Here is a 25663-nt window from a genome sequence, read left to right as displayed (position 1 = left end):
AATAAGTTGACCGAAAAAAGTGTTTTACGTTGTTGTAGCGCTTTGCCATAAAACGGTTATTGGCCTGTTTTGGCGATGTTTTTATTTAATATAGTATCGGCATTCATTTTGTTTTCTGTAACTGATTTTGGTTGAGAGGTTGGCGCTAAAATTGACTGTGGCCAATGTTTTTTACGGATGTTAATTTGATGTTTGATTAAACCAGTATTTGCCGAGTGCTCGCCATATAGTGATGAATTTGTTGCTCAATTTGGGGATCTATCATTAATTCAGGGCGGCGGCCATGCGGACAGGGCAAGGCGTTCGTGGTGCCGAATAAGCGGCAAATCAGCGGCCGCTCCAAATACACACTACAGCCTTTTTCTGCCAGATGTGGGCAAGATAATTCGGCGAGCGCTTTTTCGTGTTCTGCGGCGGTTTTGCGTGGCAAGCGTGACATTTCTTCTGGTGACGTGGTCACCGGCCCACAGCAGTCATGGCAACCGACAATACATTCAAAGCGAGGAATCCTTTGGCGTAAAAAGCGAATCGTTTGGCTGTTTGCTGTCATTTCGCGTGGCTTAATAAAAAGATCGCCAGTTTACGCCGAGATGACCATGACTGTTTTAGTCATGGCATGAACGGCGGCGTAAGACGCTGTCATGCTGATGGACGGTCGTTTTTGCGGTGACTGTGCGTACTCGCAAACGCATATCGCCGAGATGCATCGCTGACTATGCCTTGATTCGCCGCGAAAATCGCGCCAGCGTGTTGGCAAAGCAAACGCCAACCGACCCTAGGCTAGATTCGATTCCTGCGAATCGCACTGTGAATGTGCGAGAATGGCAGCACTGATTTAAGGCTAAATAATATGCAAGCAAAACCGCGTTCTAAAACTTCTCGTCCCGCCGCGCCCAGCGTGGCCAAAGCGCCAGCACAATTACATCCGCGCAACCGGCATCGTGGTCGCTATGATTTCCCGAGCTTGATTGCCGCGTGCCCAGCGTTAGCGCCGTTTGTGGCGGTGAATCCGTATGGGGATGAGTCGATTGATTTTGCCAATCCAGCCGCAGTGAAAATGCTCAATCGCGCCTTATTGGCTGCTTTTTATGGGGTACAAAATTGGGATGTACCGGCAGGCTATTTGTGTCCGCCGATTCCGGGGCGCGCTGATTATATTCATAATTTGGCGGATTTATTGATTGATAGCCATCGTGGGCAGATGCCGAAGACGGTGCGCGTGCTCGATATTGGTTGCGGCGCCAATTGCGTTTATCCCTTGATTGCCGCGAGCGAATACGGTTGGGAATGCGTTGGTTCCGAAATCGATGCAGTGGCGCTGGCCAATGCCCAGCAGATTGCGGCGGCCAATCCACAATTAAACATTCAATTACGTCAGCAAAAAATCCCCGGTGCGATGTTTTTAGGCGTTATGCAAGACGATGAATTTTTTGATTTAACCCTTTGTAATCCACCGTTTCATGCGTCTTTGGCAGAAGCCAGTGCTGGCTCGCAGCGAAAATGGAAAAACCTCGGCAAAGCGCCGCGCACCAGCAAGGCCGCTAGCGCCGCAGAAGAAAAACCGCTGCTCAATTTTGGTGGTCAAGGCGGCGAGTTGTGGTGTGAGGGCGGTGAAGAAGCGTTTATTCAGCGCATGATTTCAGAGAGCCGACAAATTGCGCAGCGTTGCTTGTGGTTTACCAGCTTAGTGTCTAAAGCCAGTAGCTTGCCGTTGTTGTATCGCACTTTAGAAAAAGCCGGTGCGCGTGATGTACGCACGATTGAAATGAGCCAAGGGCAAAAGCAAAGTCGCTTTATTGCTTGGACATTTATACCGCCAGCGTCGCATGAGCGTTTTGTGTCGGCTTAATTGGCTGGTCTCAGCCCAGCCATTGGCGGGGTGTTGTTTATTGTTACCTGTGGGTATATTGCTGCAGCTCTTTTTTATCAAGGGCTGTGACAATATACCTATTGTTTTTTATGGCGATTGCAAATAGCGCTTGTGTCGGTTTGCCGTGCTTCGTAGAATCCGCCGGCCTTTTATTCTCAAGTTCTCAATGCGGATTTCACGTGGGTTTCGATTAAGCGGTTTGTCGCTGGCGCTGTTTGCAGTGCTGGCGATGCTGCTAATGAGTGTGCTGCATCGCCCGCCGATGCCGGATTTCGCACGCCCAGCGTTGTGTAGTAGCGTATTTAAAACGAGCGACCTACCTGTTGATTCTGCGCCTGCTGCGCCAACGAACAGTATTTGTAAAATATGCTTATTGGCCGCCAGCGCCAATGCGATTTGCCCACCGACGGTGGCGATTTCACTGCCATTGCTCGCTTCTTTTGCTGGTAATCTGCCGCGTGTTTTGGCGGTTTTACACGTCGTTTCAGTTGATTTTTTACGCCCGCCAAGTCACGCCCCGCCGGCTGTTCTCTCGATTTAAAAACACACATTGATTTTAAATTTAGGCCGCTAGCGCGGTTGATTGGCCGTGCTCGCAGCACGTCTAATCAACCGCTCGCGGTCGGAGACTTGGTATGTCGAAAACAAAACCCTCACACTTTTATGCCGTAGTTTGGCGCTGGCATTTTTACGCCGGTTTATTGGTGATGCCGGTACTCATGCTGTTGGCGGTGACTGGCGCGATTTATCTGTTTAAACCGCAGCTTGATCCATTGTTATATCCGCAATTATTACTGCTTAGCCCGGCCAAACAAGCGGTGACGGCCGATGCCATGCTGGCGACGCTCAAGCAAAATTATCCGGCGATGCAGCTGACCAAATACACCCCAGCGCAAGCAAGGGATCGTAGCGCGCAATTTAAAATTCAATTGGCCGACGGCGCTGAGCGCTTGGTGTTTATTGACCCGTATCGCAATCACATTTTAGGCGAACAAGATTTTGCTTGGACTTTGCAAGGCATTGCGCTGCGTTTGCATGGTGAATTATTGCTCGGGCAGTGGGGTGATGCGCTGATTGAGTTGGCGGCCAGCTGGGGGATTTTGCTGGTGCTGTCGGGATTGTATTTGTGGTGGCCGAGCAAGGCGGGGATGTGGGGGACTTTTTTGCCTCGGCTGGGCGCGGGTAAGCGCGTTTTTTGGCGTGATTTACATGCGATCGCTGGATTTTGGTGCTCGGGCGTACTGCTGTTTTTGCTGCTTACCGGTTTACCGTGGACTGGGATTTGGGGTGAAAAATTTGCCGATGTTTGGCAGCGCTATCCCAGTGCCTTGTGGGATCAATTGCCTGAGTCAACGCCGCTCACTCGCAGTTTAAATTCAACGGTGGATAAAACCGTGCCGTGGGCCGTCGAAGCTGCGCCCTTGCCGCACAGTGCGCACACCGCGCATCCGTCGCAACCGCTGGCGGCGACGGCTTTGAGCTTAACGCAAATCCAAAGCCTTGCCCGCAAGCTAAACATGCAGCCGGGTTTATCGATCAGCCCGCCCAAAGATGCCAAGGGCGTTTATACGCTGTCGTTGGCGGTGGACGATCCAGCGCAGCAAAGAACGCTGCATTTAGATCAATACAGCGGCAAAGTGTTGGCGGACATTCGATTTGCTGAATATGGCTGGGTGCCCAAAGCGGTTGAATATGGCATTGCGATTCATGAAGGCAAGTATTTTGGTCTGCCGAATCAATTATTAATGTTATCGGCGTGCTTATTACTTATTTTGATCTCAGTCAGTGGCGTAATGATGTGGCTAAAGCGTCGCCCTGTTGGCCAATTGGCTGCGCCCAAAACCACGCAGAGCCTACTACACTGGAAAACTGGCAGTTTGATCTTGCTGGCGTTGGCGTTGTTATTGCCGATGGTATTGATCAGTGTTTTATTGGTGTTTGTTTTGGATTTTTTGCTGCAGCGCCAGGCGTAAAAAATACCAAATCAGGGTGTTTTATCAATTTGCCCTGGGGTTTTCCTATTTGCATTGAAAGCACTGTGCAATAATAAATGCGGTATATTCTTGTGTGATTTGAAATTTAATTTTAATTTACTGAAAGGAATTGAAATGAGTTCATTAGTGGTCGTGGGTTATGACAATATGTATAAAGCCGAAGAAGTTCGTTTGGCTTTGCGTAAATTACAAGCTGAATACCTGATTGATTTAGAAGACGCCGTGGTGGTCACCAAAAATGCCGATGGCAAAGTCAAGTTGCACCAAGCGTTAAATCTGACGGCAACAGGCGCAGTGAGCGGTGGTTTTTGGGGTGCCTTGATTGGGATGCTTTTTTTAATGCCGGTCGTTGGGATGGCGATTGGTGCTTCTACCGGTGCTTTGTCGGGCGCTTTGACTGATTTGGGCATTAATGATCAGTTCATGAAAGATTTGGCGGCCAATATGCAGCCAGAAAGCTCAACGCTATTTGTTTTGGTGCGCAGCATGACGCCAGACAAAGTGCTCGAGCAACTGCGCGGCACCGGTGGCACTTTGATTCAAACGTCGTTGTCACACGAAGATGAAAGCAAACTACAAGCGGCATTAAACGCTGCTAAAGTCGATCAAATCGTCGCTTAAACGGTTGCAGTTTCAGTGCACTGGCCGACGTTAATCGTCGGCTTTTTGCTGCGCGCTGCTTTGATCAACGCACGCGTTACAAGGAGGAAGGATGAATCAAATCGAGCCGAGCGATTCGCTGCAACAGCTCTCAGAGCAAGTGAATCAATTTGCGCTAGCGCGCGATTGGCGGCAGTTTCATAGCCCTAAAAACCTAAGCATGGCGCTATCGGTTGAAGCGGCCGAATTGCTGGAGATTTTTCAATGGGAAGTATCAAGCACTGCCACGCCCTTAAGTGCCACGCAGCGCCAAGCGTGTGAGCATGAAGTGGCGGATATTTTGCTGTATTTGCTGCAATTTTGCCAAGTAACGCAAATTGATTTAATCGCTGCCGCGCAAGCCAAATTGCAGCTCAATGCCGAAAAATACCCCGTTGCTCTCGCGAAGGGGCGTTCGGTGCGATCGACTGATTTGTAAATTTAACTGTGGAAATCGTCGCACGCGCTGTGCACTGGTAGCTCACTCCAGCGTTGCAATTGCCGTGGTTCGGCGATTTTTAGCGTGGTTTGTGCGGTGAGCCAGTCGGTCAGGCCTTCGCGCATGAAGTTGAGTTCTTCGATGCTAAAGCCATACAAATCACGCAACAGTGCGCCGTGTTCAATATTGATTTCGCCATCAAAAATCGTTGCGGTGGCGAGGTAATATTCATCGTGGATCAGCGCCACCCAATACACTCGATCTTGCGCTTCAAGTAGCGCCAAAGTGCCTTTGGGCATGGCGGCGAGCGCTTGCGCTGCCAATTGGCCAACGGCATGCAGCCATTGCCAGCTTTGCTCAGTTAAATCATCCACGCCATACGCGGGAATGTCGGTATTGATGTTGGGTGTGAGCACAATAATTCCATTTCTTAGGGGTATTAGACTGCAGCCTTTTTAAATAAAGGGCTGCAACTTAATACCCTGATTTTTCTCGATTTTGATTTGATTCCGATGCGGTGCCGGCGTTTGATTTGGCGTGTTCGCACTTGTTTGTTAGTGCATATCGGTATCGAGTTTGCGCCACATTATGCCTGAGCTGTGCGTTGGATTGGACCAACGGCAGCGATTCTTACAAAAATTGGTATTACTTCAATATAGTTAGCAACTGAATTGCTTTAAGATTTGCCGCAAGGGATTGTGCTGAAATCAGCCCCGTGTCGTCTGCTGAATGTCCATAGCAGTTTTTTTTTGTGTTTTTGTGAGTAACTCATGGCCTTGTTTCATCTGATTGTTGCGGTTGTCGCAGCGATTGCGTTGTTTTTATATGGTTTGCAGGGTTTTAGTTATCAACTCAAAACAGTGGGCGCCGATACATTACGGCATTGGCTGGGTAAATTTACCGCCAATCGTTGGGCTGCTTTTGGCGTTGGCGCGGTCTCTACCGCGATTTTGCAATCGAGTAGCGCGGTTACGTCGCTGACTGTGGCCTTGGTGGATGCTTCGGTGATTTCTTTTCGCGCCAGTTTAGGGGTGTTGCTTGGGGCCAATGTTGGCACCACGGCTACGGCGTGGTTGGTGTCGTTTAAGATGACGGGCTTAGGGTTGATCTTGATCGCGCTTGGGGCTTTGTTGCAATTATTACCGGCGCGGCATGGTCGAATTGGTAAGGTGGTGTTTTATTTTGGCATGATCTTTTTTGCGCTGGATTTGATTTCCAAAGCGATGCTGCCTTTGGGGCAAATGCCTGCGGTGCTGGAATTTTTGGCGCTGGCCGAAACACCGGTGATTGGGGTGTTGGCTGGGCTGGTGATTACTGCGATTTTGCAATCGAGTAGCGTGACGACGGGGCTGGCGATTGTGTTGGTGCAACAAGGCTTATTGCCGCCACAAGCGGCGATTGCGATCACCATTGGTGCCAATATCGGTACGACATCCACCGCCTTGATTGCCAGCGTTGGCATGAATGCCTTGGCGCGCAAAACCGCGCGGTACAATTTATTGTTTAATACCTTGGGCGTGTTGCTGTTGCTGCCTTTTATTGGGGTATTTTCAACGTGGTTAACGCAGCACATTAGTGACACAGGGCAAGCGGTTGCTGCGGCGCATTTATTGTTTAATCTCGGGATGTCGCTGACTTTTTTGCTGTGCTTAAATTCGCTGCTGAATCTTGTTGAGCGCAATCGGCATTTCAATCCAATTCAACCATTGGCGTAATGTTTACCACGGCGGCGTGCTAAAGCGCGCGCGCAAAAAGTCGAGCAGGGCGCGAACGGCAGGGGATAAATGTCGCCGTGATGGATATAGCGCATAAATCGTCATCGTTGGCGCTTGCCATTCAGGCAAGACGAGGCGTAAATCGCCACTGGCAAGCCAAGGGTTGACCAAATAACTCGGTTGCAAGGCAATGCCGCTGCCCGCTATTGCCGCGTGCAGTAAAACGGTGGCTTCATTGGCGCTAAAGCGACTGCTGACGGCGACTTCGCTGCGAACTTCGTCGCGATGAAAATGCCAAATGCTTTTGCCAAAATTGGCGTAGCTTAAACAATGATGCAGGGTAAGCGCCTCTGGGCTATTTGGCATGCCGTGTTGCGCTAGATACCCCGGCGAGGCAACTAAAACCGATTCGCAAGCTGCCAAAGGGCGCGCAATCAATAAAGGATCAGGGTCAAGGCTGATTCGAATCGCTAAATCAATGCGGGATTCAACTAGATTCACCGCCACATCATTGACATTTAAATCAATTTTTAGCGCCGGATGCTGCGCTAAAAAATCGCTAATCGCCGCCGCTAAATGCGCATGGCCAAACGACATGCTGCAGGTTAAGCGCAATTGGCCGCGCAGCTCGCCAGCATGCTGGGTGCTTTCTTCCTCAATATCTTGCATCAGCGCCAGCATTTGCTGGCTGCGCCGCAAGCAGTTTTCGCCGGCATCGGTCAGCGTTACGCTGCGGGTGGTTCTTTGCAGTAGTCTTGCGCCCAGCCATTGCTCCAGCTCGGCGATATAGCGCGTCACCATGGCTCGCGACATGTCGAGCTGATCGGCCGTGGCACTAAAACTGCCGGTGCTGGCGACGCTGCTAAATACTTGCATGGCTTTCAGTCTATCCATCGTGGACTTCCTCTATTTGATCGAATTTTGCAACAATCATGGCCATGATAGCGTATTTATCTGGCTGTTTAATGCAACTACACTGGCGTCAGTTCAATCAAACCACCCAAGGAAGTCACCATGTTTCGCACTACACTACTCGCCAGCACTTTAGCGCTAAGCTTTAACGTCGCCCAAGCCCAAGATAGCGCCAAAGCGCCGTTGCAACTTAAAGTCTACAACGCCGACGCCGCCAGCTTTCATGTCAATTCGGTGTTGATTAGCGGAGAAAAAGAAGCTGTGCTCATCGACAGTGGTTTTACGCGTGCCGATGCCTTACGCATTGGGGCCAATGTGCTCGACAGCGGCAAGCAATTAACCACGATTTTGATTAGTCAAGCCGATCCGGATTACTATTTTGGCGTTGAAGTATTAAAAAACATGTTCCCGCAAGCGCAAGTCGTTGCGACACCTGCGGTACTGGCCAAAATCAGCAGCAAACTGGCGGGTAAAGTCGCATTTTGGGGGCCAAAAATGGGCGCCAATGCGCCGAAAAACCCAGTTTTGCCCAAAGCTTTGCAGGGCAATACCCTGAAGTTAGAAGGGGAAACCATTGAAATTCGTGGCAATACCGGCATCTTGGCGCACCGCCCGTATGTGTGGATTCCATCGATCAAAACCATTGCCGGTAATATCGCGGTGACGGGTGGGCTTCATGTTTGGACTGCCGATACCCAAACCATTGCCGAACGCCAAGCTTGGTTAGCGCAACTGGATGAAATGGCCGCATTGCAAGCGGTGACGGTGATTCCAGGGCATATGCGTGCCGGTACGCCATTGGATGCCAGCCAGATTACGTTTACTCAGCAATATTTGCAGCAATTTGAGAAAAATGCCGCCATGGCTAAAAATAGTGCTGAGCTCATTCGCAGCATGCAAAATGCCTACCCGCAAATCGAGACCGATATGTCCTTAGAAATCGGAGCCAAAGTGAATCAAGGTGAAATGAAATGGTAAAACGTTTAGATTATTATTTTGATCCACTGTGCGGCTGGTGCTACGCCGCAGCGCCCTTATTGCAGGCGGTGGCTGAGCAATGTCCTGACATTGAAATCCTACTCCACGCTGGCGGTATGATGAGTGGCGAGCGCCGCCAGCCCGTGACCCCGACATTGCGCGATTATGTGATGCCGCATGATCAGCGCATCGCCGCTTTAACCGGACAAGTGTTTTCGTCAGCGTATTTCGACGGTTTGCTGCGTAATCCGCATGCGGTGTTTGATTCAACGCCGCCGACTTTGGCAGTTTTTGCCGCCGCAGCACTCGGTGGATCGGCACTGAAAATGTTAGAAAAAATCCAGCAAGCGCATTATCAGCAAGGGCGGCAAATTGCGGATTTCGCGGTCTTGTTGGATCTGGCGGCGGAACTTGGCTTCACTCGCTCAGCATTTGAGCAAGCGATGCAGCAGCAAGCGACAACGATCGCCGCGCATTTTGCCCAAACCCAGCAAGACATGGCGCAGCACGGTTTGCGTGGTTTTCCATCTTTGCGTTTCGCGGAGGGGGCAGGCATTGATTTAGGCCCATTTTTAGGTCAACCCGCTGCTTTTGTGGCTTGGATACAGCAGCAAGCACCCGCAACTTTGCCCGCAGAGCACGGTGGATTTTGTCGCCCAGAAGGCTGCGAATAATCAAGCCATGATTTAAAGTTGATGGGTGGGTATTGCTTTTCAGGCTTTGTTTTATATGGTGTTTGAAGCAATACCTATTGATTTTACTGATGTTCAGATTACGTGTTGATGGTTTTAAGTGCCTGCGGCACATTGTTTTACAGTCGCAGTCCGTGACGGGGACCCTCTTTTCTTTGTCCGTCAAAGAGTTAGGGGAAAAGAAAGGCGATTTTGATCGCGCCCAGCTCCGCTGTTCCCTCGTTTGGCTCACGGTCATCGCGGCGCTGGCGACTTTGTCACGCCTGAGTCGCAACCTGTTCAGCACATTGCGCCGAATGACCGCGCGCTGTTGCCTTCTGTTATCCTCGATTTTTTTTGTGCTTTGAGGATGAAATGCCATTTCCTTTGCAAGATCAGGAGGCGCAATTGACGCCAGTTGAAGAGTTACGCCAGCAAATCGCCGAAATTAAAACCGCGCAGGCCGCGCTCGATCGCAATGGCACGCAATACATTGTGATGATGAGCGATGTGGCGTTTCAGTTTGTGATGCAAGAAAAAATCGCCACGCAAGCCACTGCCGTCGCCGCGCAATGGGCTACGCGCTTTACTGAGAACGACGCCAAAATGATTGCGCGGGCGATTAAAAACGCCAAGGGCGAAACCGCACAAGCCATGCCTTTGGCTGCAGCGCTCAATATGGCCTTAGCGAAAAAAAATCTAAGTTTGCAGCGACTAGAGCAAGCCATTAGCGTAATTCAATGGTTGCCCCCCGTTCGCCGTGATTCATCGAGCGGCGAATAAGCCGTAACCTTATCGACTTAAACCCACCTAGACACTGGCACCACGCTGTCTGCTTATGGCTGATATTGGCAGGCTTTGACTTGCCGGCTGCGGCTCAATTTGGCAAAACGGCTTGGGGTGCAGGCCGCACCCGTGCATTGCGGCAGAGTGAGCTCAATGATGCCCGGCTGTTCGCCGTGCAGGCTCAGCGGCGTCATGGCGCGCATTTGTGGCAAGGTTTGATAAACCAATTTGATCTTGATTTGCTCTCGTTGGCTGCGCGTCTGTTGCCAGCGCTCGAAAATCATCGCTAACCCTGGCGCGGTGTTGTCGGGTTGCTCGGTGAGCTGCCAATTAAGGCCGAGCGCACCGGCGACATTGGCAATATTGGTGTCATGGCCAATCAGCCAAACGATTTTGGCGCTCGCTGCTTGCTGGGCCAAAGTGCCGCCGTTGGCGGGGGCGTGATCTTGCAGCGCATCGCTAATGACCTGCAATAAGGGCGTGGCATTGGCGCTGGCTATGAGTGGATTTTTTTGGGTCAGCGCAAAATTGCCATTATGCGCAGTAAAGAGTTGCTGCCACTGCGCTGGCTGCTCAATTCGCCCCCAGCCGACCTGTGAATCGGGCATTCCGTCGGCGTATTGCAATAAAAAAATCTCGCTGAATGTAGAAGCCAAACCCAGCGCACCTTTAAAATGCGCGCCGTGGTGATCGACATGCAAACGGCTGGGCAATAATTGTGGCAGGCGGCAATCGCTTTGTGGCTGGGCCGTGCACAGCGGCGCAGCGTTCAAATTGAGCGTTGCCGCCAGTTGTTGGTACGCGCTGGCAAATTGTTGATCGACCGGCTCAGTGCCCAGTTGCTGCTGAATCGAGCGGCGCACTGCCTTGGGGTTGAGCTGACAAATCCCCATTTTTAGCGGATGAAATAGCGGGTCAACTTGGCTGGCGTTCGCTTGGCTTTGCAGCGCGACGCCGCAATTGGGCGCAACGGCGTCGATCAAAGCTTGACCGGTGGCGCGGGTCCTTTGCTCGCTATCGGCCCACACCAGCATGCGGCCGGTTGCTGGGCAGCCTTGGGCGGGTAATAGCCCATTGTTTTGCCATGCGGTTTGATAATAATGGCCAAGTAGCTGGAGTAATTGTCCACCCCGTGGCGTGAGTTCACCCAGTGCCACTGGCCACGCAGGCCAGCGATCGGGCGTCACTTGCTGCATCAGTGCCGTGTCTTTGGTGGGGGAGCGAACCCCGTGTCGATTGAGAATCACTACTTTGCTAATTTGCCACTCGTCGTCGGTGCTGGACTGGGCGGTCCAGCCATGATGACTGGCGACAAGCAAAACACTGAGTAGATAAGGCGCGATGTGCATGGCTGAGCCTAAGTCGTGAAGGAGTGGCATCGATTATATCACGCAATGGATTGCTTACCGAGGATCTGTTGACTCCGCCCCTTGGCTTGAATCGGCAGCAAAAAAAAGGGCAGGATATACCTGCCCATTGTATTTGTTTGTAGCTATTGTTAATCAATGCCTACGTAGATATACCCTTATTTTAAGAGATCCAGCGCCAACGCTTCCGCGACTTTAATCCCATCCACCCCAGCCGATAAAATCCCACCGGCGTAGCCTGCGCCTTCGCCAGCGGGGTAGAGACCGCGCACGTTGAGCGATTGGCAATTGTCACCACGGGTGATACGCAGTGGTGATGAAGTGCGCGTTTCAACGCCGGTTAGCACGGCATCGTGCATATCGTAGCCACGGATTTTTTTGCCGAAGGCGGGGAGTGCTTCGCGCATGGCCGTAATGGCGTAATCGGGCAGTGTGCTGGCCAGATCAGTCCAGTTCACGCCGGGTTTGTACGATGGCTCGACTGCGCCGACACCGCGGGAGGCGCGGCCAGCGAGGAAATCGCCGACCAATTGCGCTGGCGCGTTGTAGTTTTCGCCGCCGAGGATAAACGCTTGGCTTTCGAGCTGGCGTTGGAATTCAATCCCAGCCATGGCGCCGCCGGGATAGTCGCTTGGATTGATGCTGACCACCATGCCGGAATTGGCGTTGCGCTCGTTACGCGAATATTGACTCATGCCGTTGGTGACGACGCGACCCACTTCAGAGGTGGCGGCAACGACAGTGCCACCCGGGCACATACAGAAGCTATACACGGCGCGGCCATTGGCGGCGTGATGCACCAGTTTATAGTCGGCAGCGCCCAAGATCGGATGGCCAGCGTATTGTCCCCAGCGCGCGGCATCGATTAAGGATTGCGGATGCTCGATGCGAAAGCCGACCGAGAACGGTTTGGCTTCCATAAAGACGCCGCGATGGTGCATCATTTCAAAACTATCGCGCGCGCTGTGGCCGAGCGCGATGACCACGTGTTCACTCAAAATTTCACTGCTAGGCTGGCCTTCGACGCCAATCTCGGTGATGCGAACGCCACGGATTTGCTTGTTACCATCGGCGGTATCTTCAAGGATGAGATCGTCAACGCGCTGCTGAAAGCGAATTTCGCCGCCGAGTGATTCAATCTCGGCGCGCATTTTTTCGACCATGCTGACGAGTTTAAACGTGCCGATATGCGGCTTGGCGATAAACAGAATTTCATCGGGTGCGCCCGCTTTGACGAACTCATTGAGTACTTTGCGGCCGAGATGACGCGGGTCTTTGATTTGGCTATACAGCTTGCCGTCAGAAAAAGTCCCGGCACCGCCTTCACCAAATTGCACATTCGATTCGGGATGCAGCGTGTTTTTACGCCATAAATCCCAAGTGTCTTTAGTGCGCTCACGCACTTTTTTACCGCGCTCGAGCACAATCGGTTTAAAGCCCATTTGCGCCAAAATCAGCGCCGCAAAAATCCCACATGGGCCAAAACCAACAACGATAGGGCGATGTGGCAAGGCGGCCGGTGCTTGGCCGACAAAGTGGTAGCGGGTGTCTGGCGTTGGCAGCACATGCACATTGTTTTTAAATTGCGCCAGCAGTTTCGCTTCGAGCGCGCCCACGTCCAAATCGATAATGTAGGCCAGCAGCATATGGCCTTTACGTGCGTCAAAGCTGCGTTTAAATACGCTAAAGCCATTGATGTCGGTTTCGGCGATGCTCAAATAAGCGGCGATGGCGGTTTTAAGTTCGGCTTCAGAATGGTCGAGCGGCAGTTTGAGTTCGGTAATGCGGAGCATGTTGTCCTTCCGGGTTGAGGTTTATTCAACAGAGTATTGATCGCTAGCCCAATCTGGATAAGGGCTAGCTGGATATACGTTGATTCAATAAAAAATACGCCACGCTACTTGTTGGCAGCGTGGCGTATTTTATCAGGATTAAGGGCTTATTTCTTTTTCGGTGCTTTACGATCTTTGGCGATCAGTTCATCGACCATTTTGGTAATGGTGGCATCTTCCGCGCCGACCATTGCTGGGCTAGTCACCCATTTGCCGTTAACGACAAACATCGGTACGCCGTCTACTTGATAGTCTTGCGTGATTTTAGTCAGGTTTTTCAGCTGCATTTGGGTGGAGAAGCCATTGTAATTGGCTTTAAATTTGGCAACATCAATGCCTTGTTTTTTAACCCATTCCAGCAGTTTGGCTTCGTTGCGTAATTCGATACGGTCTGTTTGGACCGCTTTCATCACCGCTTGTTGGTATTTGGCATCCAAGCCCATGCCTTGTAGCGCGAGGAAGATCTTGGCGTGGCCTTCCATATCATTGCGGCCATCCCACATCACATGAACCCGGCGGAAATTAACGTCTTTCGGTAGCTTTTCTGCCCATGCATCGACATACGGTTCGATGGCAAAGCAGTGTGGGCAGCCATACCAAAAGAACTCGATTACTTCGGCCTTGCCAGGTACAGCAACGGGCATCGGTTTGCTCATGGCTTTGTAATCTTTACCTTCGGTAAAGGCAAAAGCTGCGGTGGCGCTGAGCAATGACGCGGCGACGACGATGGTTTTAATCCAGTGCTTTAACATCATGTTTCCTTAGAAAAGAGAGGGGATTGAGGGTTGCAAGTTGGGATGGGGCTGTCCGATCCCCATTTGCTGCACATCCCGAATGATCACCTGCGGGTCGATTAATTGGCTTTTACCATGGCACTATCAATGCCATTGGCTTTGAGTTGGCCGCGGACTTTATCGAGATCGGCGCTTGAATTAAAAGGGCCAATGCGAACTCGATGCCAAATGCCTTTGTCAGGAATATCTGAGGTGAGAATGCGTGATTCAACGCCCAATAGCGCCAACTTGGCTTTCAGATTGTCGGCGTCGCCTTCATCTTTGAACGCGCCCACTTGCAGCCAAGCATTTTTATTGGCTTCCGCTTTGGGGGTTGCTGCGGGTGAAACGGTTGGGCTGGCTTTGGGGCTGGCCGTTTTGACTGGCGCTGGCGTGCTGGCAACGGCCGATTCTTCGTTGAGCTCAGGCAACACTTTATAAAAATCAAAACGCTCGCCGCTGGCGTTGGCACTGGCCGGTTTGCTGGCGACAGTACTGGCTGGGGCGGGATTGAGTGCCACTTCTTTGCCATTGCCTGGCAGCAAAACTTCTGGCGGCGCGACGGCGGTTTCAGGCGCTGAGCTCACCGCATCCGCTGGGGTGGCATTGCCGTTTTTAAATGGATTACCGCTGCGATTTAAATACAGCGCCACGGCGACCGCAATGGCAATACCAACAAACAATCCAAGCAGTAAACCGGTGATTAATGAGCTACCGCCACTTTTACGTTGGCTATTGGCGCTGCTGCTGGCACTGCGGCTACTACTGCGGATGGGTTTCATATCACGGCTCATGGCTTGCTCTGGTCTCCGGCGGATAAGGCCTTTTTATCGCACAGCTGGGTATTGGGCACTGCGCGAAATTGATTCTACGAATCGCGTGATTCTACCGCGCTTTGCAAGTTCCAGCAGCGCATTATCGACCCCAACCTCAGTAAGCGGGGTCAGATCAGCAGAAAAGCGACAGCCAATGTGCTCGATTTTACTTTGGTCGCGTTTGATTTGCTGGCGATCAAAACGATTTTGCTCCGATGCCAGCTTTCGCTCTGCGCGTTGTTGGGGTTGGCAATGCGTGATTGCGCACGGCGAAGCGCAGCGCAGCAGGTACAATGGAGTCACTCTGAATGGAAGGATTGCAAACATGTTAAATAACGACGTACTGCGTAGCATTCGCTACATGCTCGATTTAAGCGATGCCAAATTAGTCGATGTACTGCAATTGGCCGGCCAAACTTTAGATAAAGCCACCATGATGGCGTTTTTAAAAAAAGAAGAAGAGCTGGAATATCAAGAATGTGATGATGTGACGATGGCCAATTTTCTCGATGGTTTGGTGTATTTGCGCCGTGGTAAAGACCAAAGCCGTCCGGCAATGCCGATTGAATTGCCGGTCACCAACAATCTAGTGCTTAAAAAATTGCGCGTCGCTTTTGAACTCAAAGACGATGATATTTACGCGATGTTGGCTGAAGCCGGATTTGAAGTATCCAAGCCAGAGCTATCGGCATTATTCCGTAAAAAAGATCACAAGCATTTTCGCCCTTGCGGCGATCAGTTCTTACGCAACTTCTTAAAAGGCTTAACACTGCGCGTTCGCGGCCGATAAAGGGCTGATGTTCGGCGCTGGCGAGGCTGATTGTATTCGCGGGCGTCTCTTTGTCGTCGCAATGAGCGCTTAAAGTGGGCGGTTTCTGGCGCATCGAGCAAGTCGAGTGCAGCTTTTGCTCGGCTGTCGTTATAATCGCTGTCATTGTTCCAACTATATCTGGATTTTTCGCATGTCCGAATCTGCAAACAAAGCTTGGTCTGGTCGCTTTAATGAACCAGTGAGTGAATTGGTAAAGCGGTATACCGCATCGGTATTTTTTGATAACCGCATGGCGGAGGTCGATATTCAAGGCTCGCTGGCGCACGCGGGGATGCTCAATCAAGTGGGCGTTTTATCCAACGACGATTTACGTTCGATTCAAAGTGGCATGGCGGATATTTTGGATGACATCCGCGCCGGCCGTTTTGAATGGAGTTTGGATCTCGAAGACGTGCATATGAATATCGAGCGCCGTTTGACCGATAAAATCGGTGATGCGGGCAAGCGTTTGCATACCGGTCGTTCGCGCAACGATCAAGTGGCCACTGATATTCGTTTGTATTTGCGCGAAGCGATTGATGTCTTGCTGCGCTTGGTGCGTGAATTGCAAAAGTCTTTGCTCGATTTGGCCGAAAGCAATGCCAATACCGTGATGCCCGGTTTTACTCATTTACAAGTGGCGCAACCGGTGACTTTTGGTCATCACATGCTGGCGTATGTCGAAATGCTTGGCCGTGATGCTGAGCGTTTAGTCGATACCCGTAAACGGGTCAATCGCATGCCTTTAGGCTCTGCGGCATTGGCCGGGACGACCTTCCCAATTGATCGCTCAATCACTGCCAAATTACTCGGTTTTGAAGGCATTTGCGAAAATTCACTCGATGCCGTGTCCGATCGAGATTTTGCGATTGAATTTACCGCTGCTGGCGCTTTGATCATGACGCATTTATCGCGCCTTTCGGAAGAGCTGATTTTGTGGATGAGTCCACGCTTTGGCTTTATTGATATTGCCGATCGTTTCTGTACCGGCTCTTCAATCATGCCGCAAAAGAAAAACCCGGACGTGCCTGAACTCGTTCGCGGCAAAACTGGCCGCGTGAATGGCAGCTTGATTTCATTGTTGACCTTAATGAAGGGCCAGCCGTTGGCCTACAACAAAGACAATCAAGAAGACAAAGAGCCGCTATTTGATACTGTAGATACGCTCACTGATACCTTGCGGATTTATGCCGACATGATGCGCGGTATTACTGTGAAGCCCGATGCGATGGAGCGTGCCGCTAAGCAAGGTTTTGCGACAGCGACTGATTTGGCCGATTATTTGGTCAAACGCGGCTTGCCGTTTCGCGATGCGCATGAAGCGGTGGCGTTGGCGGTGCGTTATGCCGAGCAAAAACGCCAAGATTTGTCGGACTTAACCTTGGTTGAATTGCAAAGTTTTTCTCCTTTAATCGAAGAAGACGTTTGCCATGTGCTGACACTGCAAGGCAGCTTAGAAGCGCGCAATCACGTCGGCGGCACCGCGCCGTTCCAAGTTTTAGTCCAAGTGGCAAAATGGCGTGAACGTTTAGGCTGCTAAATTGGCTTTAGCCGGCTTTAAAAGCATCATTTATCCTGTTTTATTTAGGAAAATGATGCTTTTTTTATAGGCAGGCGCGGATTGCGATGCCATCGTCGCGGTTGATTGGCTTGCAAATGTTTTTGTCTGATGAAATGAATGCGAACGATTGAAGTCAGTATCCGGCTTTTATTGCATGCCGTATTTTTTTATGATCGATTTAATTGATTTATTTTGAGTGTAATGATGAATATAGTTTGGCGCTGGCTCACTTTTGATGAATTTGATACCCCGATATTGTTTCAATATTTACAACTCAGACAGCAAGTATTTATTGTTGAGCAGGCGTGTGCTTATGCCGATATCGATGATTTGGATTTAGTCGCAACGCATTTATTAGCGTATTGCGATGATCGTTTGGTCGCTTGTTTGCGTTTGGTGCCGCCGGGCTTGAAATACGCCGAACCTTCTTTGGGTCGGGTGATTACGCGGGCTGATTTTCGTGGCACTGGTCTTGGGTATCAATTGATATCACGCGGTTTAAAAGGGGCTGTCGAGCAATACCCTGGTCTTAATAATAAAATTGGGGCACAAGCGCATTTGCAAGATTTTTACGCCAAAAGTGGCTTTGCCACCGTCTCTGCGCCTTATCTTGAGGATGATATTTCTCATGTGGATATGTTGTGGCAATATTCACCGATTGTGGCGATTTAAATTGGTGCGGTTTAAGTTTTTTTAAATGGCTTAATTATTCTGCGATAAAAAACAAAGCCTTAAATTAATGCCTGCAATTAATATGGCTTAACTTGCATTTTGTCAGCAATAAACTGCCTAGTTAATGCGTCGGCCTGCGGTATTAACTTAGCGACAAGGGTTTTTATTTGCGATATAAGCAACACTCAGTGATTCAATTTTGAAGACGTAAGTAGACCCGTAACAGCATTTTTGCATCGTTGTATCGCTTTGTCGTACTGGATGTCTTATCGGCCTTTACGTCTTGCCATAAAATTTTTTGCACGAGTACTTATGCCAAAGACTAAAACTTTGCGCGTAGGCCTGATTGGTTATGGCTACGCGGGTAAAACTTTTCATGCTCCCCTGATTAATGCGACGCCGGGATTGCGTTTGGTCGCCATTGCCAGCTCACGGCCTGCGGATGTGTTGGCCGATTGGCCGGATATTGTGGTCAAAACCGAGCCGGATCGCTTATTGGCGCACCCCGGTTTAGATTTAATCGTCATCGCCGCACCCAATGACGCGCATCATCCCTTGGCGCGCGCCGCCATTGCGGCCGGTAAGCATGTGGTGGTGGATAAGCCATTTACTTTGACAGTACGTGAAGCAGAAGACTTAGCCGTGCGCGCCGAGCAAGCGGGATTATTGCTGTCGGTATTTCATAATCGGCGCTGGGACAATGACTTTATTGCTTTGAGTGAAATGCTGCAAAGTGGTGTTTTAGGTGATGTGGTTGAATTTACTTCCCGTTTTGATCGTTATCGTCCTGAAGTGAAAGCGCGCTGGCGTGAAGCCAATGTCGCGGGTGCTGGGCTGTGGTATGACTTAGGCCCGCATTTAATTGACCAAACATTGCAGTTATTTGGCATGCCTAATGCCGTGACTGCCGATTTGGCTTTGCGGCGCAGTGGCGCGCAGGCGGTGGATGATTTTCATGTGATTTTGCACTACCCAAAAATGCGAGCGATTTTGGCCGCGAGCACCTTGGTGAGTGGTGGCACAGCGCGCTTTTTAGTGCAAGGCACACAAGGCGCATGGTCGGTGAATGGGCTTGATGCCCAAGAGACTTGGTTAAAGGCCGGATTATTGCCTGAGCAGGCGGCTTGGGGGGATGACCCTCGGCAGGCGCAGCATTTTCAAAGTCAAAATGATCAAATTTCAGTCCAAGCCTTGCCATTACCCGCCGGCAATTATGCGGCGTATTACGCCGGTGTTCGTGATGCCTTACTCGGTGTTGGAGACAATCCAGTGACGGCGGCGCAGGCGCGGAATGTGATGCGAATCTTAGAATTAGCCATTCAAAGCGACGCGCAAGGTCGCCGCGTGATGGTGCTTTAAAGTGGCCAGCGCCGAGCGCTGGCTACTGTTCGCGGCGATTTAGCGTTGTAGCAAGCTCACATCGAACGACGTTTGGTTTGCGACTGAAAACCAAACGTCAACCGACCCTAGCTCGCAGCCAGTCTTTCGGCTAAAAATAGCCGCGCTTGTTGCTCGCCGTCGTGCATTAATTTGTGGATGTTTTTTGGGCTGCGATCGAGCTTGCTTTCATAATCTAAAGTGCTTTGCAGCGCCTCAGACATCTCAATAAATGGAATGTGGTAGGGGCGAATATCGTCGCTACTGAGGCAGCGCGGTAGCTTGACGGGTTCTTTTACGCCGTTTTTGGCTAAAAATTCGGGCGTAAAGGCGTGATTGAGCAGCAATTCATTCAGTGTGCGAATGCTGGTCAGCTGCTGAAATAACGACATATTGCCGATCATTTCATTGCGCCGATCCGCAATTGCTTCGGGTGATTTGGGCACTGCTTTGCAGCCATTGGGGTTGATTTTAATTACCCAGATTTCATCGGGAATATTTTTTTCGCCAACGTAAATCGGTTTGATCACTTCGTCGACTGGCGGATTGTCCGAAAACAGCCCATCCCAATACGCTTTACCATCAAACTCAACCGCTTCAAAAATATTCGGCACGGCGCACGACGATAAAATATGCTCGACGCGAATCGCCTCGGTGCGCGAATTAAATTTCGCCAATTGGCCGGTTAACACTTCGGCCGCACCCAAAATCAGCGCGGGCATCTCGGTATTGGCGCCCATGGCTTTGAGCTCAGCAAAATCGATATGCGATTCGAGCAAGGCGCGAAAATCGGTAAAGTTTGGCCGGAATTGCTTGCCGGTCACGCTGTTCATCATTTGCATCAAGGGCGAGTAGGGGCTGATATTAAATTGCGGCATCTGACCGCTATTCACCTTACGCATTGCGTCCACTAAATAATCATTAAAGCGTAATTCGGCATCCGATTGCGCGGTATTGTCGGCCCATAGGTCAAGCATGCGCTGTGGAATGTAACGGTCTTTTTTGAGCAGGGCGTACCAAATCAGCGTGGCGCACAGCGCGCCGCCGGAAGTGCCGGTAATGCTGACCAGCTCGTAATGCTCGGCAAAGCCATTGTCGTACAAGGCTTTGAGCGCGCCAGCGGTAAAAGCGGTTTGGCTGCCGCCGCCTTGGCAGGTGATCGCGATTTTCTTTTTGCTCATGATGATCCTCGGTGTTATTCGCCCGCCATGCCCGCGTTTTCAGTGGCTGGAAATCTTGGCGCAGGGGTGGTCTTTAATGATGATTAATGCGCAGTCCAGCCGCCATCGACCGGCAGTGCCGCACCGGTGACTGAGCGCGCACCATCGCTGCATAAGAAACTGGCTAAAGCGCCCAGTTCATCGACTTCGACAAAGCGTTTGGTTGGCTGTGCGGCGAGCAACACGTCGCGAATCACCGCTGCTTCGCTAATGCCACGCGCTTTGGCGGTATCGGGAATTTGTTGCTGTACCAGCGGCGTCATTACATAGCCCGGGCAAATGGCGTTGGCGGTGATGCCGTGCTCGGCCAGTTCCAGTGCTACGGTTTTGGTGAGCCCCAACACCGCGTGTTTCGACGCGACATACGCTGATTTAAACGGCGAGGCGACCAAGGCATGCGCCGAGGCGATATTGATAATGCGTCCCCAGCCGCGCGCTTTCATGCCGGGAACAGCCAGGCGGATGGTGTGAAACGCGGCCGATAAATTCAGCGCGATAATTAAATCGTATTTTTCGGGCGGGAAGTCTTCGATCGGGCTAACAAACTGCATGCCAGCATTGTTGACCAAAATATCCAGTCGAGCGCATTGCGCGTCGATTTGCTGCATTAAGTCTTCAACCGCCGCAGTTTTACTCAGATCGGCGGCGATGAAATGCACTGGGGTGGCAAATTCGGCGGCTAAATTGGCGCGGATGATTTCGATTTGCGCCGGATCGCCCAAACCATTGAGAATAATCGTCGCGCCTTGCTGGGCTAAAGCGCGCGCTATGCCCAGACCAATACCGCTGGTTGAGCCCGTAATCAAAGCAACTTTATCTTGGAGTGACATGGTTAATCCTGCACGAGTTGGCATACATAACAACATACAGCAAATGCGCAGGATAACCAGAAAGTCTTGAAAGTTTTACGTCAATTTGTAGACATTAATCACGTAGCGCGGCGGCATTTTGTGCGTTGCCCAGTAATTCACGCACCAATTGCGGATCGGTCTCCACCACGCTGTATTCATCTTGCCCCGGCGCGCCCATTTTGACCTTGGGATTACGGTAAACCATGCCACTGGGGAACGGCGCACGGCCTGAGCTATGAAACTCATTACAGCCTGTGGCCGCCACCAGTTCGGCGATATTGTGGCCGCGCACGCCCGCGCCCGGCATGACGATCAATCTATCGCCCGCTTGCGTTTGCAGTGCTTTGAGTAACGCCGCGCCTTCGATTGCGCTCGCCGCTTGGCCGCTGGAGAGCAAACGAACACAGCCCGCGCTGATGATGTCTTCCAGTGCTTGCACCGGATCGCACGCCACATCAAAGGCACGATGAAACGTCACCGGTATCGGTGCCGCCAGTTCAACCAAGCGTTTAGTGCGGGGTATATCGATGTGGCCATCGCTGGTCAATAGCCCGATGACAATACCATCCACCCCTAACCTTTTACACGCCAATACATCGCGCTCCATCACTTCAAATTCCAAATCGCTATACAAAAAATCGCCGCCGCGTGGCCGGATGATCACGTGCAACGTAATCCATAAGCGATCGCGCGCTGCAGCCAGCTGGCCATATGATGGCGTGGTGCCGCCTTCGAGCAAGTTATCGCAAAACTCAACGCGCTGCGCGCCGCCTGCTTGCGCTGCAAGGCAAGACGTCACCGAGCCGGCGCAAATTTCAAGGGTGATGGCAGAGTGATCGGTAGCATTCATCGTCGTGAGTCCTATTGAAATGAGTGGGGTGATTATCGGCGACTTAGCCCGCTTTGTGGTTAATGTCTGGCGATCAAATCGGCAAAATAAGTCATCGCATCGACAAGCTCTGCGCTAAAGCAAATCCGAGCCGGATAAGCGTTGACGGCTTTGGTCAATGTCGTGGTGGCATTGACCAAGGCGTCTTGGCATAAAACCCGCGCCAGCGCACAGACGCTATGGTTTTGCTGCGCCGCCTGCTAGACTTGCCGCCATCAATTTGCTTTCTGCCATTTGCAGGGGCTGGCACGGTTTTAGTTTGAGGAAAAAATAATGAGTTTGCGTGTTTTAACGGGCATTACTACCACGGGTACACCGCATTTGGGCAATTATGTCGGCGCGATTCGCCCAGCGATTGTCGCTAGCCAACAGTCCAATACCGACTGCTTCTTTTTTATGGCCGACTATCACGCGCTGATTAAATGCGATGATCCCGCCCGCATTGAGCGCTCGCGCCTTGAAATCGCCGCGACTTGGTTGGCTGCTGGCCTCGATCCTGAACGCGTAACGTTTTATCGCCAGTCGGACGTGCCGGAAGTGACCGAACTCAATTGGCTACTGACTTGCGTTACCGCCAAAGGGCAAATGAACCGCGCCCACGCTTACAAAGGCGCAACCGACGCCAACGAAGCTGCGGGTGAAGATCCCGATGCGGGTATCACCATGGGCCTATTTTGCTATCCGATTTTGATGGCCGCCGATATTTTGCTGTTTAACCCGCACAAAGTGCCGGTTGGTCGCGATCAAATTCAACATATCGAAATGACCCGCGACGTTGCCGCGCGTTTTAATCATTTATTCGGCCAAGGCAAAGATTTCTTCGTCTTGCCTGAAGCGCATATCGAAGAACAAGTCGCCACGCTGCCGGGCCTGGACGGCCGAAAAATGAGTAAATCATACGACAACACCATTCCGCTATTTGAAGGCGGCGCCAAAGCGCTCAAAGACGCCGTGGCGAAGATTGTCACTAACAGCCTGTTGCCGGGCGAACCGAAAGACCCAGAATGCCATTTGGTCAGCATTTACGAAGCGTTCGCGACACCTGAGCAAGCCGCGAAATTCCGCGCAGATTTAGTCGCCGGCCTTGGCTGGGGCGACGCGAAAAAGCACACCATTGAACTGATTGAAAGCCACATCGGCCCGATGCGCGACAAATACCAAGCTCTGATGGCGCATCCTGAGCAAATCGAAGCATTGCTGCAGATTGGTGCAATGAAAGCCCGCGCCGTTGCCGCGCCGCTACTCAAGCAAGTGCGTGAAGCGGTCGGCCTGCGCCGCATGAACGCACTGCCAGCCGTCAAAGAAAAAGCCGTCAAAGTTGCGCTGCCAAGCTTCAAGCAATTCCGCCTTGAAGACGGCCAGTTCTACTTCAACTTCAGCGACGCTGCTGGTCGTTTGTTATTGACCAGTTCCGGCTTTGCTTCGGGTAAAGACGCCGGGCAGTGGGTTGGGCGTTTGAAGAAAGAAGGCATCGCCGCGTTGACTGACGCGCCAGTGGCGTTGGCGGAAGGCGTGAGTGCCGATGATGTCGCTGCGGCGCTGGTGGCGTTGACGGCGGAGTGATGAGGGGGGGAGCGCAATGCTGTGGCGTTGCGCCGTATTCCATGAGTCGGCGAAATAAAGTGTAGGGTGCGAATAAGCGAAGCGCATTCCACCGTTTTATTGATAGTTCGCAAATCGGTGGAATGCCTTTCAGTTATTTCACTCTATGAGCTGGTTTAAGTCCTCGACAAAACGATCAAGGCTGTAAATATTACATGTTGGTGGAAAAATGAAGGCTAATAATTCTATAAAAATAATTTATGCTTTTATATGTTTTTTTATTTTAATCGCTATATTGTCGTTTTTTAAAATTTTATCTGTAGAGTATAAAATATACTCTTTAGATTTTTCATCTCAAGGGTTTGAGAGATTTATAAAATTATTTGATTTTCCTATTAAGTTACTTTCAGCCGCCGTTGCAATGGTTTCAGTTTTAGCTGTGATAGATAATATTATTAAAACTAGAGTTTCGTTTTATTACGGTCAGATTATTAATGAACTCCATCGTTGTGAAGATGAAATAAAAGAAATTATTTCAAGAAAGATAAGTATGGATATGATATTAAAAACGATTGATAGTAAGTTAAATAAGCATGATAATTTACAGATTGTGAAGCACTACTTTAATAACATAGCAAATCCTGACCTTTCAATTGATGAAGTAATACCCCATTTGATAAAGTTAGGTGTCTTTGAGTCCGATGGAGTTTTTCGTCCTACTACACAAGACCTAACCCTCAGATTTACGCGTTACTCTCTTGCTGTGTTGGAACTTAATAAAATGCCATGCGATAAGATGCTCGTTAGATATTATGCAGGCAAGTACATCCCTTTGATGATTGATTTGTATAACTACAAAGCAGGGTTAGATAGAAGTCTCATACTAATATGCTATCAACTTGGATCAATCCCTAAAAATTATAATTATGATTTTAATGAAATAAATCATAATCATGAGTCAATTACTGAGAAATTCAATATGCAAATTGAAAAACAACGCAGGTTCAAATAGAGCTAGTAGGGCGCACTCAAAGCGAAGCGTAGTGCGCCGCATTTTGTATCAAACAACCGCCCGATTAACCCCGGCGGTTTTGTTTTTTAAGCGGCTGCGCCGCGTGGTTTTTGGAGCGCGTTCCGCCGCGCGGGCGGGAAGGGACTTTGCCCCACACCCCACAAAGTTTGCAACTTTGCGGGGGCCCCGTCATCTGCAAAGCCCCCTTCACCCCAAAGCAGCCCCCGGTATCTGCGCCGACTTCGTCGGTGCCCTCGTTGCGGACAATCGAGGCGGTTGCGCTCAAAACTCGGCCTGCGGCCTCAAACAATGAGCGCAAAAACCCCGCCCCGCTTGTTCCTCGCTCGGCTTGATACAGGGGATGACCAGCCCCAGACTCACGATCAAGATGAAACTTAGATGTATTGCCAGCCCTGTAGGTTGGGCTAAGCTTGCGCAGCCCAACGTTTACCGCGATCAAACAACCGCCCGATTAACCCCGGCGGTGTTGTTTTTTCTGCGGCTGCGCCGCGTGGTTTTTGGCGCGCGTTCCGCCGCGCGGGCGGGAAGGGACTTTGCCCCACACCCCACAAAGTTTGCAACTTTGCGGGGGCCCCGTCATCTGCAAAGCCCCCTTCACCCCAAAGCAGCCCCCGGTATCTGCGCCGACTTCGTCGGTGCCCTCGCTGCGGACAATCGAGGCGGTTGCGCTCAAAACTCGGCCTGCGGCCTCAAACAATGAGCGCAAAAACCCCGCCCCGCTTGTTCCTCGCTCGGCTGGATACAGGGGATTACCAGCCCCAGACCCACGATCAAGATGAAACTTAGATGTATTGCCAGCAAAGCATTGCTGTTGAAAGGCTAGACGCAAATACACCACTGATATAACCGCGTACGTCGCAATGCTTGTGTAGGGCGTCAATGAGCGCAGCGAATTGCGCCGTATAGAATGCCGCAT

The 25663-nt window shown here is 51.0% G+C and carries 25 protein-coding genes; 15 read left to right on the top strand and 10 right to left on the bottom strand.

Annotated elements, in window-relative coordinates:
• Positions 1–196: 196 nt before the first annotated feature.
• Positions 197–550: a YkgJ family cysteine cluster protein gene (locus LG219_RS14465; RefSeq protein ID WP_226765159.1), complete on the bottom strand. Its 354-nt coding sequence runs from the start codon at positions 548–550 to the stop codon at positions 197–199.
• A 300-nt stretch (positions 551–850) separates the two neighbouring features.
• On the opposite strand from LG219_RS14465, the gene rlmF reads away from it, so the two are divergent.
• The 5 genes from rlmF (at position 851) to LG219_RS14440 (ending at position 4942) form a co-directional block, all read left to right on the top strand.
• Positions 851–1849, top strand: a complete 999-nt coding sequence (rlmF, locus tag LG219_RS14460) for a 23S rRNA (adenine(1618)-N(6))-methyltransferase RlmF (RefSeq protein ID WP_226765158.1) — start codon at positions 851–853, stop codon at positions 1847–1849.
• A gap of 187 nt (positions 1850–2036) precedes the next feature.
• A complete protein-coding gene (locus LG219_RS14455; protein WP_226765157.1) occupies positions 2037–2411 on the top strand; it encodes a hypothetical protein in 375 nt (124 codons plus the stop codon).
• A 94-nt stretch (positions 2412–2505) separates the two neighbouring features.
• On the top strand, positions 2506–3843 hold the full coding sequence (locus LG219_RS14450; RefSeq protein ID WP_226765156.1) for a PepSY-associated TM helix domain-containing protein: 1338 nt from the start codon (positions 2506–2508) through the stop codon (positions 3841–3843).
• A 135-nt stretch (positions 3844–3978) separates the two neighbouring features.
• Positions 3979–4485, top strand: coding sequence for a DUF1269 domain-containing protein (locus LG219_RS14445; RefSeq protein WP_226765155.1), 507 nt, complete (start codon positions 3979–3981; stop codon positions 4483–4485).
• A gap of 91 nt (positions 4486–4576) precedes the next feature.
• On the top strand, positions 4577–4942 hold the full coding sequence (locus LG219_RS14440) for a nucleotide pyrophosphohydrolase (RefSeq protein WP_226765154.1): 366 nt from the start codon (positions 4577–4579) through the stop codon (positions 4940–4942).
• Positions 4943–4944: 2 nt separating this feature from the next.
• Here LG219_RS14440 and LG219_RS14435 read toward each other — a convergent pair whose 3' ends face one another.
• Positions 4945–5358 carry a hypothetical protein gene (locus tag LG219_RS14435; protein WP_226765153.1) on the bottom strand — a complete coding sequence of 138 codons (414 nt, stop codon included), beginning with the start codon at positions 5356–5358 and terminating at the stop codon, positions 4945–4947.
• A 354-nt stretch (positions 5359–5712) separates the two neighbouring features.
• Between LG219_RS14435 and LG219_RS14430 the strand changes: the two genes are divergently transcribed.
• The gene (locus tag LG219_RS14430; RefSeq protein ID WP_226765152.1) at positions 5713–6657 is read left to right on the top strand and encodes a Na/Pi cotransporter family protein; all 945 of its coding nucleotides are present in this window, start codon (positions 5713–5715) and stop codon (positions 6655–6657) included.
• A 3-nt stretch (positions 6658–6660) separates the two neighbouring features.
• Here LG219_RS14430 and LG219_RS14425 read toward each other — a convergent pair whose 3' ends face one another.
• The gene (locus LG219_RS14425) at positions 6661–7551 is read right to left on the bottom strand and encodes a LysR family transcriptional regulator (protein WP_226765151.1); all 891 of its coding nucleotides are present in this window, start codon (positions 7549–7551) and stop codon (positions 6661–6663) included.
• 120 nt (positions 7552–7671) lie between these two features.
• On the opposite strand from LG219_RS14425, the gene LG219_RS14420 reads away from it, so the two are divergent.
• The 3 genes from LG219_RS14420 to LG219_RS14410 all read left to right on the top strand — a co-directional run bounded on the left by LG219_RS14420 (position 7672) and on the right by LG219_RS14410 (position 10001).
• Positions 7672–8547 (top strand): MBL fold metallo-hydrolase, encoded by an 876-nt coding sequence (locus tag LG219_RS14420; protein ID WP_226765150.1) that lies wholly within the window; start codon positions 7672–7674, stop codon positions 8545–8547.
• A complete protein-coding gene (locus LG219_RS14415) occupies positions 8541–9221 on the top strand; it encodes a DsbA family protein (RefSeq protein WP_226765149.1) in 681 nt (226 codons plus the stop codon). The genes LG219_RS14420 and LG219_RS14415 overlap by 7 nt, the downstream gene beginning before the upstream one ends.
• Before the next feature lie 372 nt (positions 9222–9593).
• Positions 9594–10001: a hypothetical protein gene (locus LG219_RS14410; protein WP_226765148.1), complete on the top strand. Its 408-nt coding sequence runs from the start codon at positions 9594–9596 to the stop codon at positions 9999–10001.
• 53 nt (positions 10002–10054) lie between these two features.
• On the opposite strand, the gene LG219_RS14405 is transcribed toward LG219_RS14410, so the two are convergent.
• The 4 genes from LG219_RS14405 to LG219_RS14390 all read right to left on the bottom strand — a co-directional run bounded on the left by LG219_RS14405 (position 10055) and on the right by LG219_RS14390 (position 14770).
• Positions 10055–11383, bottom strand: coding sequence for a histidine-type phosphatase (locus LG219_RS14405; protein ID WP_226765147.1), 1329 nt, complete (start codon positions 11381–11383; stop codon positions 10055–10057).
• Positions 11384–11529: 146 nt separating this feature from the next.
• Positions 11530–13164 carry an NAD(P)/FAD-dependent oxidoreductase gene (locus tag LG219_RS14400; protein ID WP_226765146.1) on the bottom strand — a complete coding sequence of 545 codons (1635 nt, stop codon included), beginning with the start codon at positions 13162–13164 and terminating at the stop codon, positions 11530–11532.
• Positions 13165–13310: 146 nt separating this feature from the next.
• Positions 13311–13958 (bottom strand): thiol:disulfide interchange protein DsbA/DsbL, encoded by a 648-nt coding sequence (locus LG219_RS14395; RefSeq protein WP_226765145.1) that lies wholly within the window; start codon positions 13956–13958, stop codon positions 13311–13313.
• Between the two features lie 98 nt (positions 13959–14056).
• On the bottom strand, positions 14057–14770 hold the full coding sequence (locus LG219_RS14390; protein WP_226765144.1) for an SPOR domain-containing protein: 714 nt from the start codon (positions 14768–14770) through the stop codon (positions 14057–14059).
• A gap of 346 nt (positions 14771–15116) precedes the next feature.
• Here LG219_RS14390 and LG219_RS14385 point away from each other — a divergent pair, with 346 nt between their 5' ends.
• From LG219_RS14385 to LG219_RS14370, 4 genes are all read left to right on the top strand, one after another.
• A complete protein-coding gene (locus LG219_RS14385; RefSeq protein WP_226765143.1) occupies positions 15117–15581 on the top strand; it encodes a YehS family protein in 465 nt (154 codons plus the stop codon).
• A gap of 172 nt (positions 15582–15753) precedes the next feature.
• Entirely contained in the window at positions 15754–17142 is a 1389-nt protein-coding gene (gene argH, locus LG219_RS14380) for an argininosuccinate lyase (RefSeq protein ID WP_226765142.1), read from the top strand.
• Between the two features lie 222 nt (positions 17143–17364).
• Complete coding sequence (locus tag LG219_RS14375) at positions 17365–17835, top strand: GNAT family N-acetyltransferase (protein ID WP_226765141.1); 471 nt, start codon at positions 17365–17367, stop codon at positions 17833–17835.
• A 312-nt stretch (positions 17836–18147) separates the two neighbouring features.
• Entirely contained in the window at positions 18148–19194 is a 1047-nt protein-coding gene (locus tag LG219_RS14370) for an oxidoreductase (protein ID WP_226765140.1), read from the top strand.
• Between the two features lie 107 nt (positions 19195–19301).
• Here LG219_RS14370 and LG219_RS14365 read toward each other — a convergent pair whose 3' ends face one another.
• The 3 genes from LG219_RS14365 to LG219_RS14355 form a co-directional block, all read right to left on the bottom strand.
• Positions 19302–20393 (bottom strand): patatin-like phospholipase family protein, encoded by a 1092-nt coding sequence (locus LG219_RS14365; protein ID WP_226765139.1) that lies wholly within the window; start codon positions 20391–20393, stop codon positions 19302–19304.
• Positions 20394–20476: 83 nt separating this feature from the next.
• A complete protein-coding gene (locus LG219_RS14360; RefSeq protein WP_226765138.1) occupies positions 20477–21262 on the bottom strand; it encodes a 3-hydroxybutyrate dehydrogenase in 786 nt (261 codons plus the stop codon).
• 94 nt (positions 21263–21356) lie between these two features.
• On the bottom strand, positions 21357–22133 hold the full coding sequence (locus LG219_RS14355; protein WP_226765137.1) for a copper homeostasis protein CutC: 777 nt from the start codon (positions 22131–22133) through the stop codon (positions 21357–21359).
• 309 nt (positions 22134–22442) lie between these two features.
• On the opposite strand from LG219_RS14355, the gene LG219_RS14350 reads away from it, so the two are divergent.
• On the top strand, positions 22443–23735 hold the full coding sequence (locus LG219_RS14350) for a tryptophan--tRNA ligase (protein ID WP_226765193.1): 1293 nt from the start codon (positions 22443–22445) through the stop codon (positions 23733–23735).
• A 208-nt stretch (positions 23736–23943) separates the two neighbouring features.
• Entirely contained in the window at positions 23944–24726 is a 783-nt protein-coding gene (locus LG219_RS14345; protein WP_226765136.1) for a hypothetical protein, read from the top strand.
• Positions 24727–25663: the final 937 nt, after the last annotated feature.

Source organism: Deefgea salmonis (assembly GCF_020531905.1).
GTDB lineage: Bacteria > Pseudomonadota > Gammaproteobacteria > Burkholderiales > Chitinibacteraceae > Deefgea > Deefgea salmonis.
The sequence above is the reverse complement of the archived record's forward strand: the minus strand, read 5'-3'. Positions and strand labels throughout refer to the sequence as shown.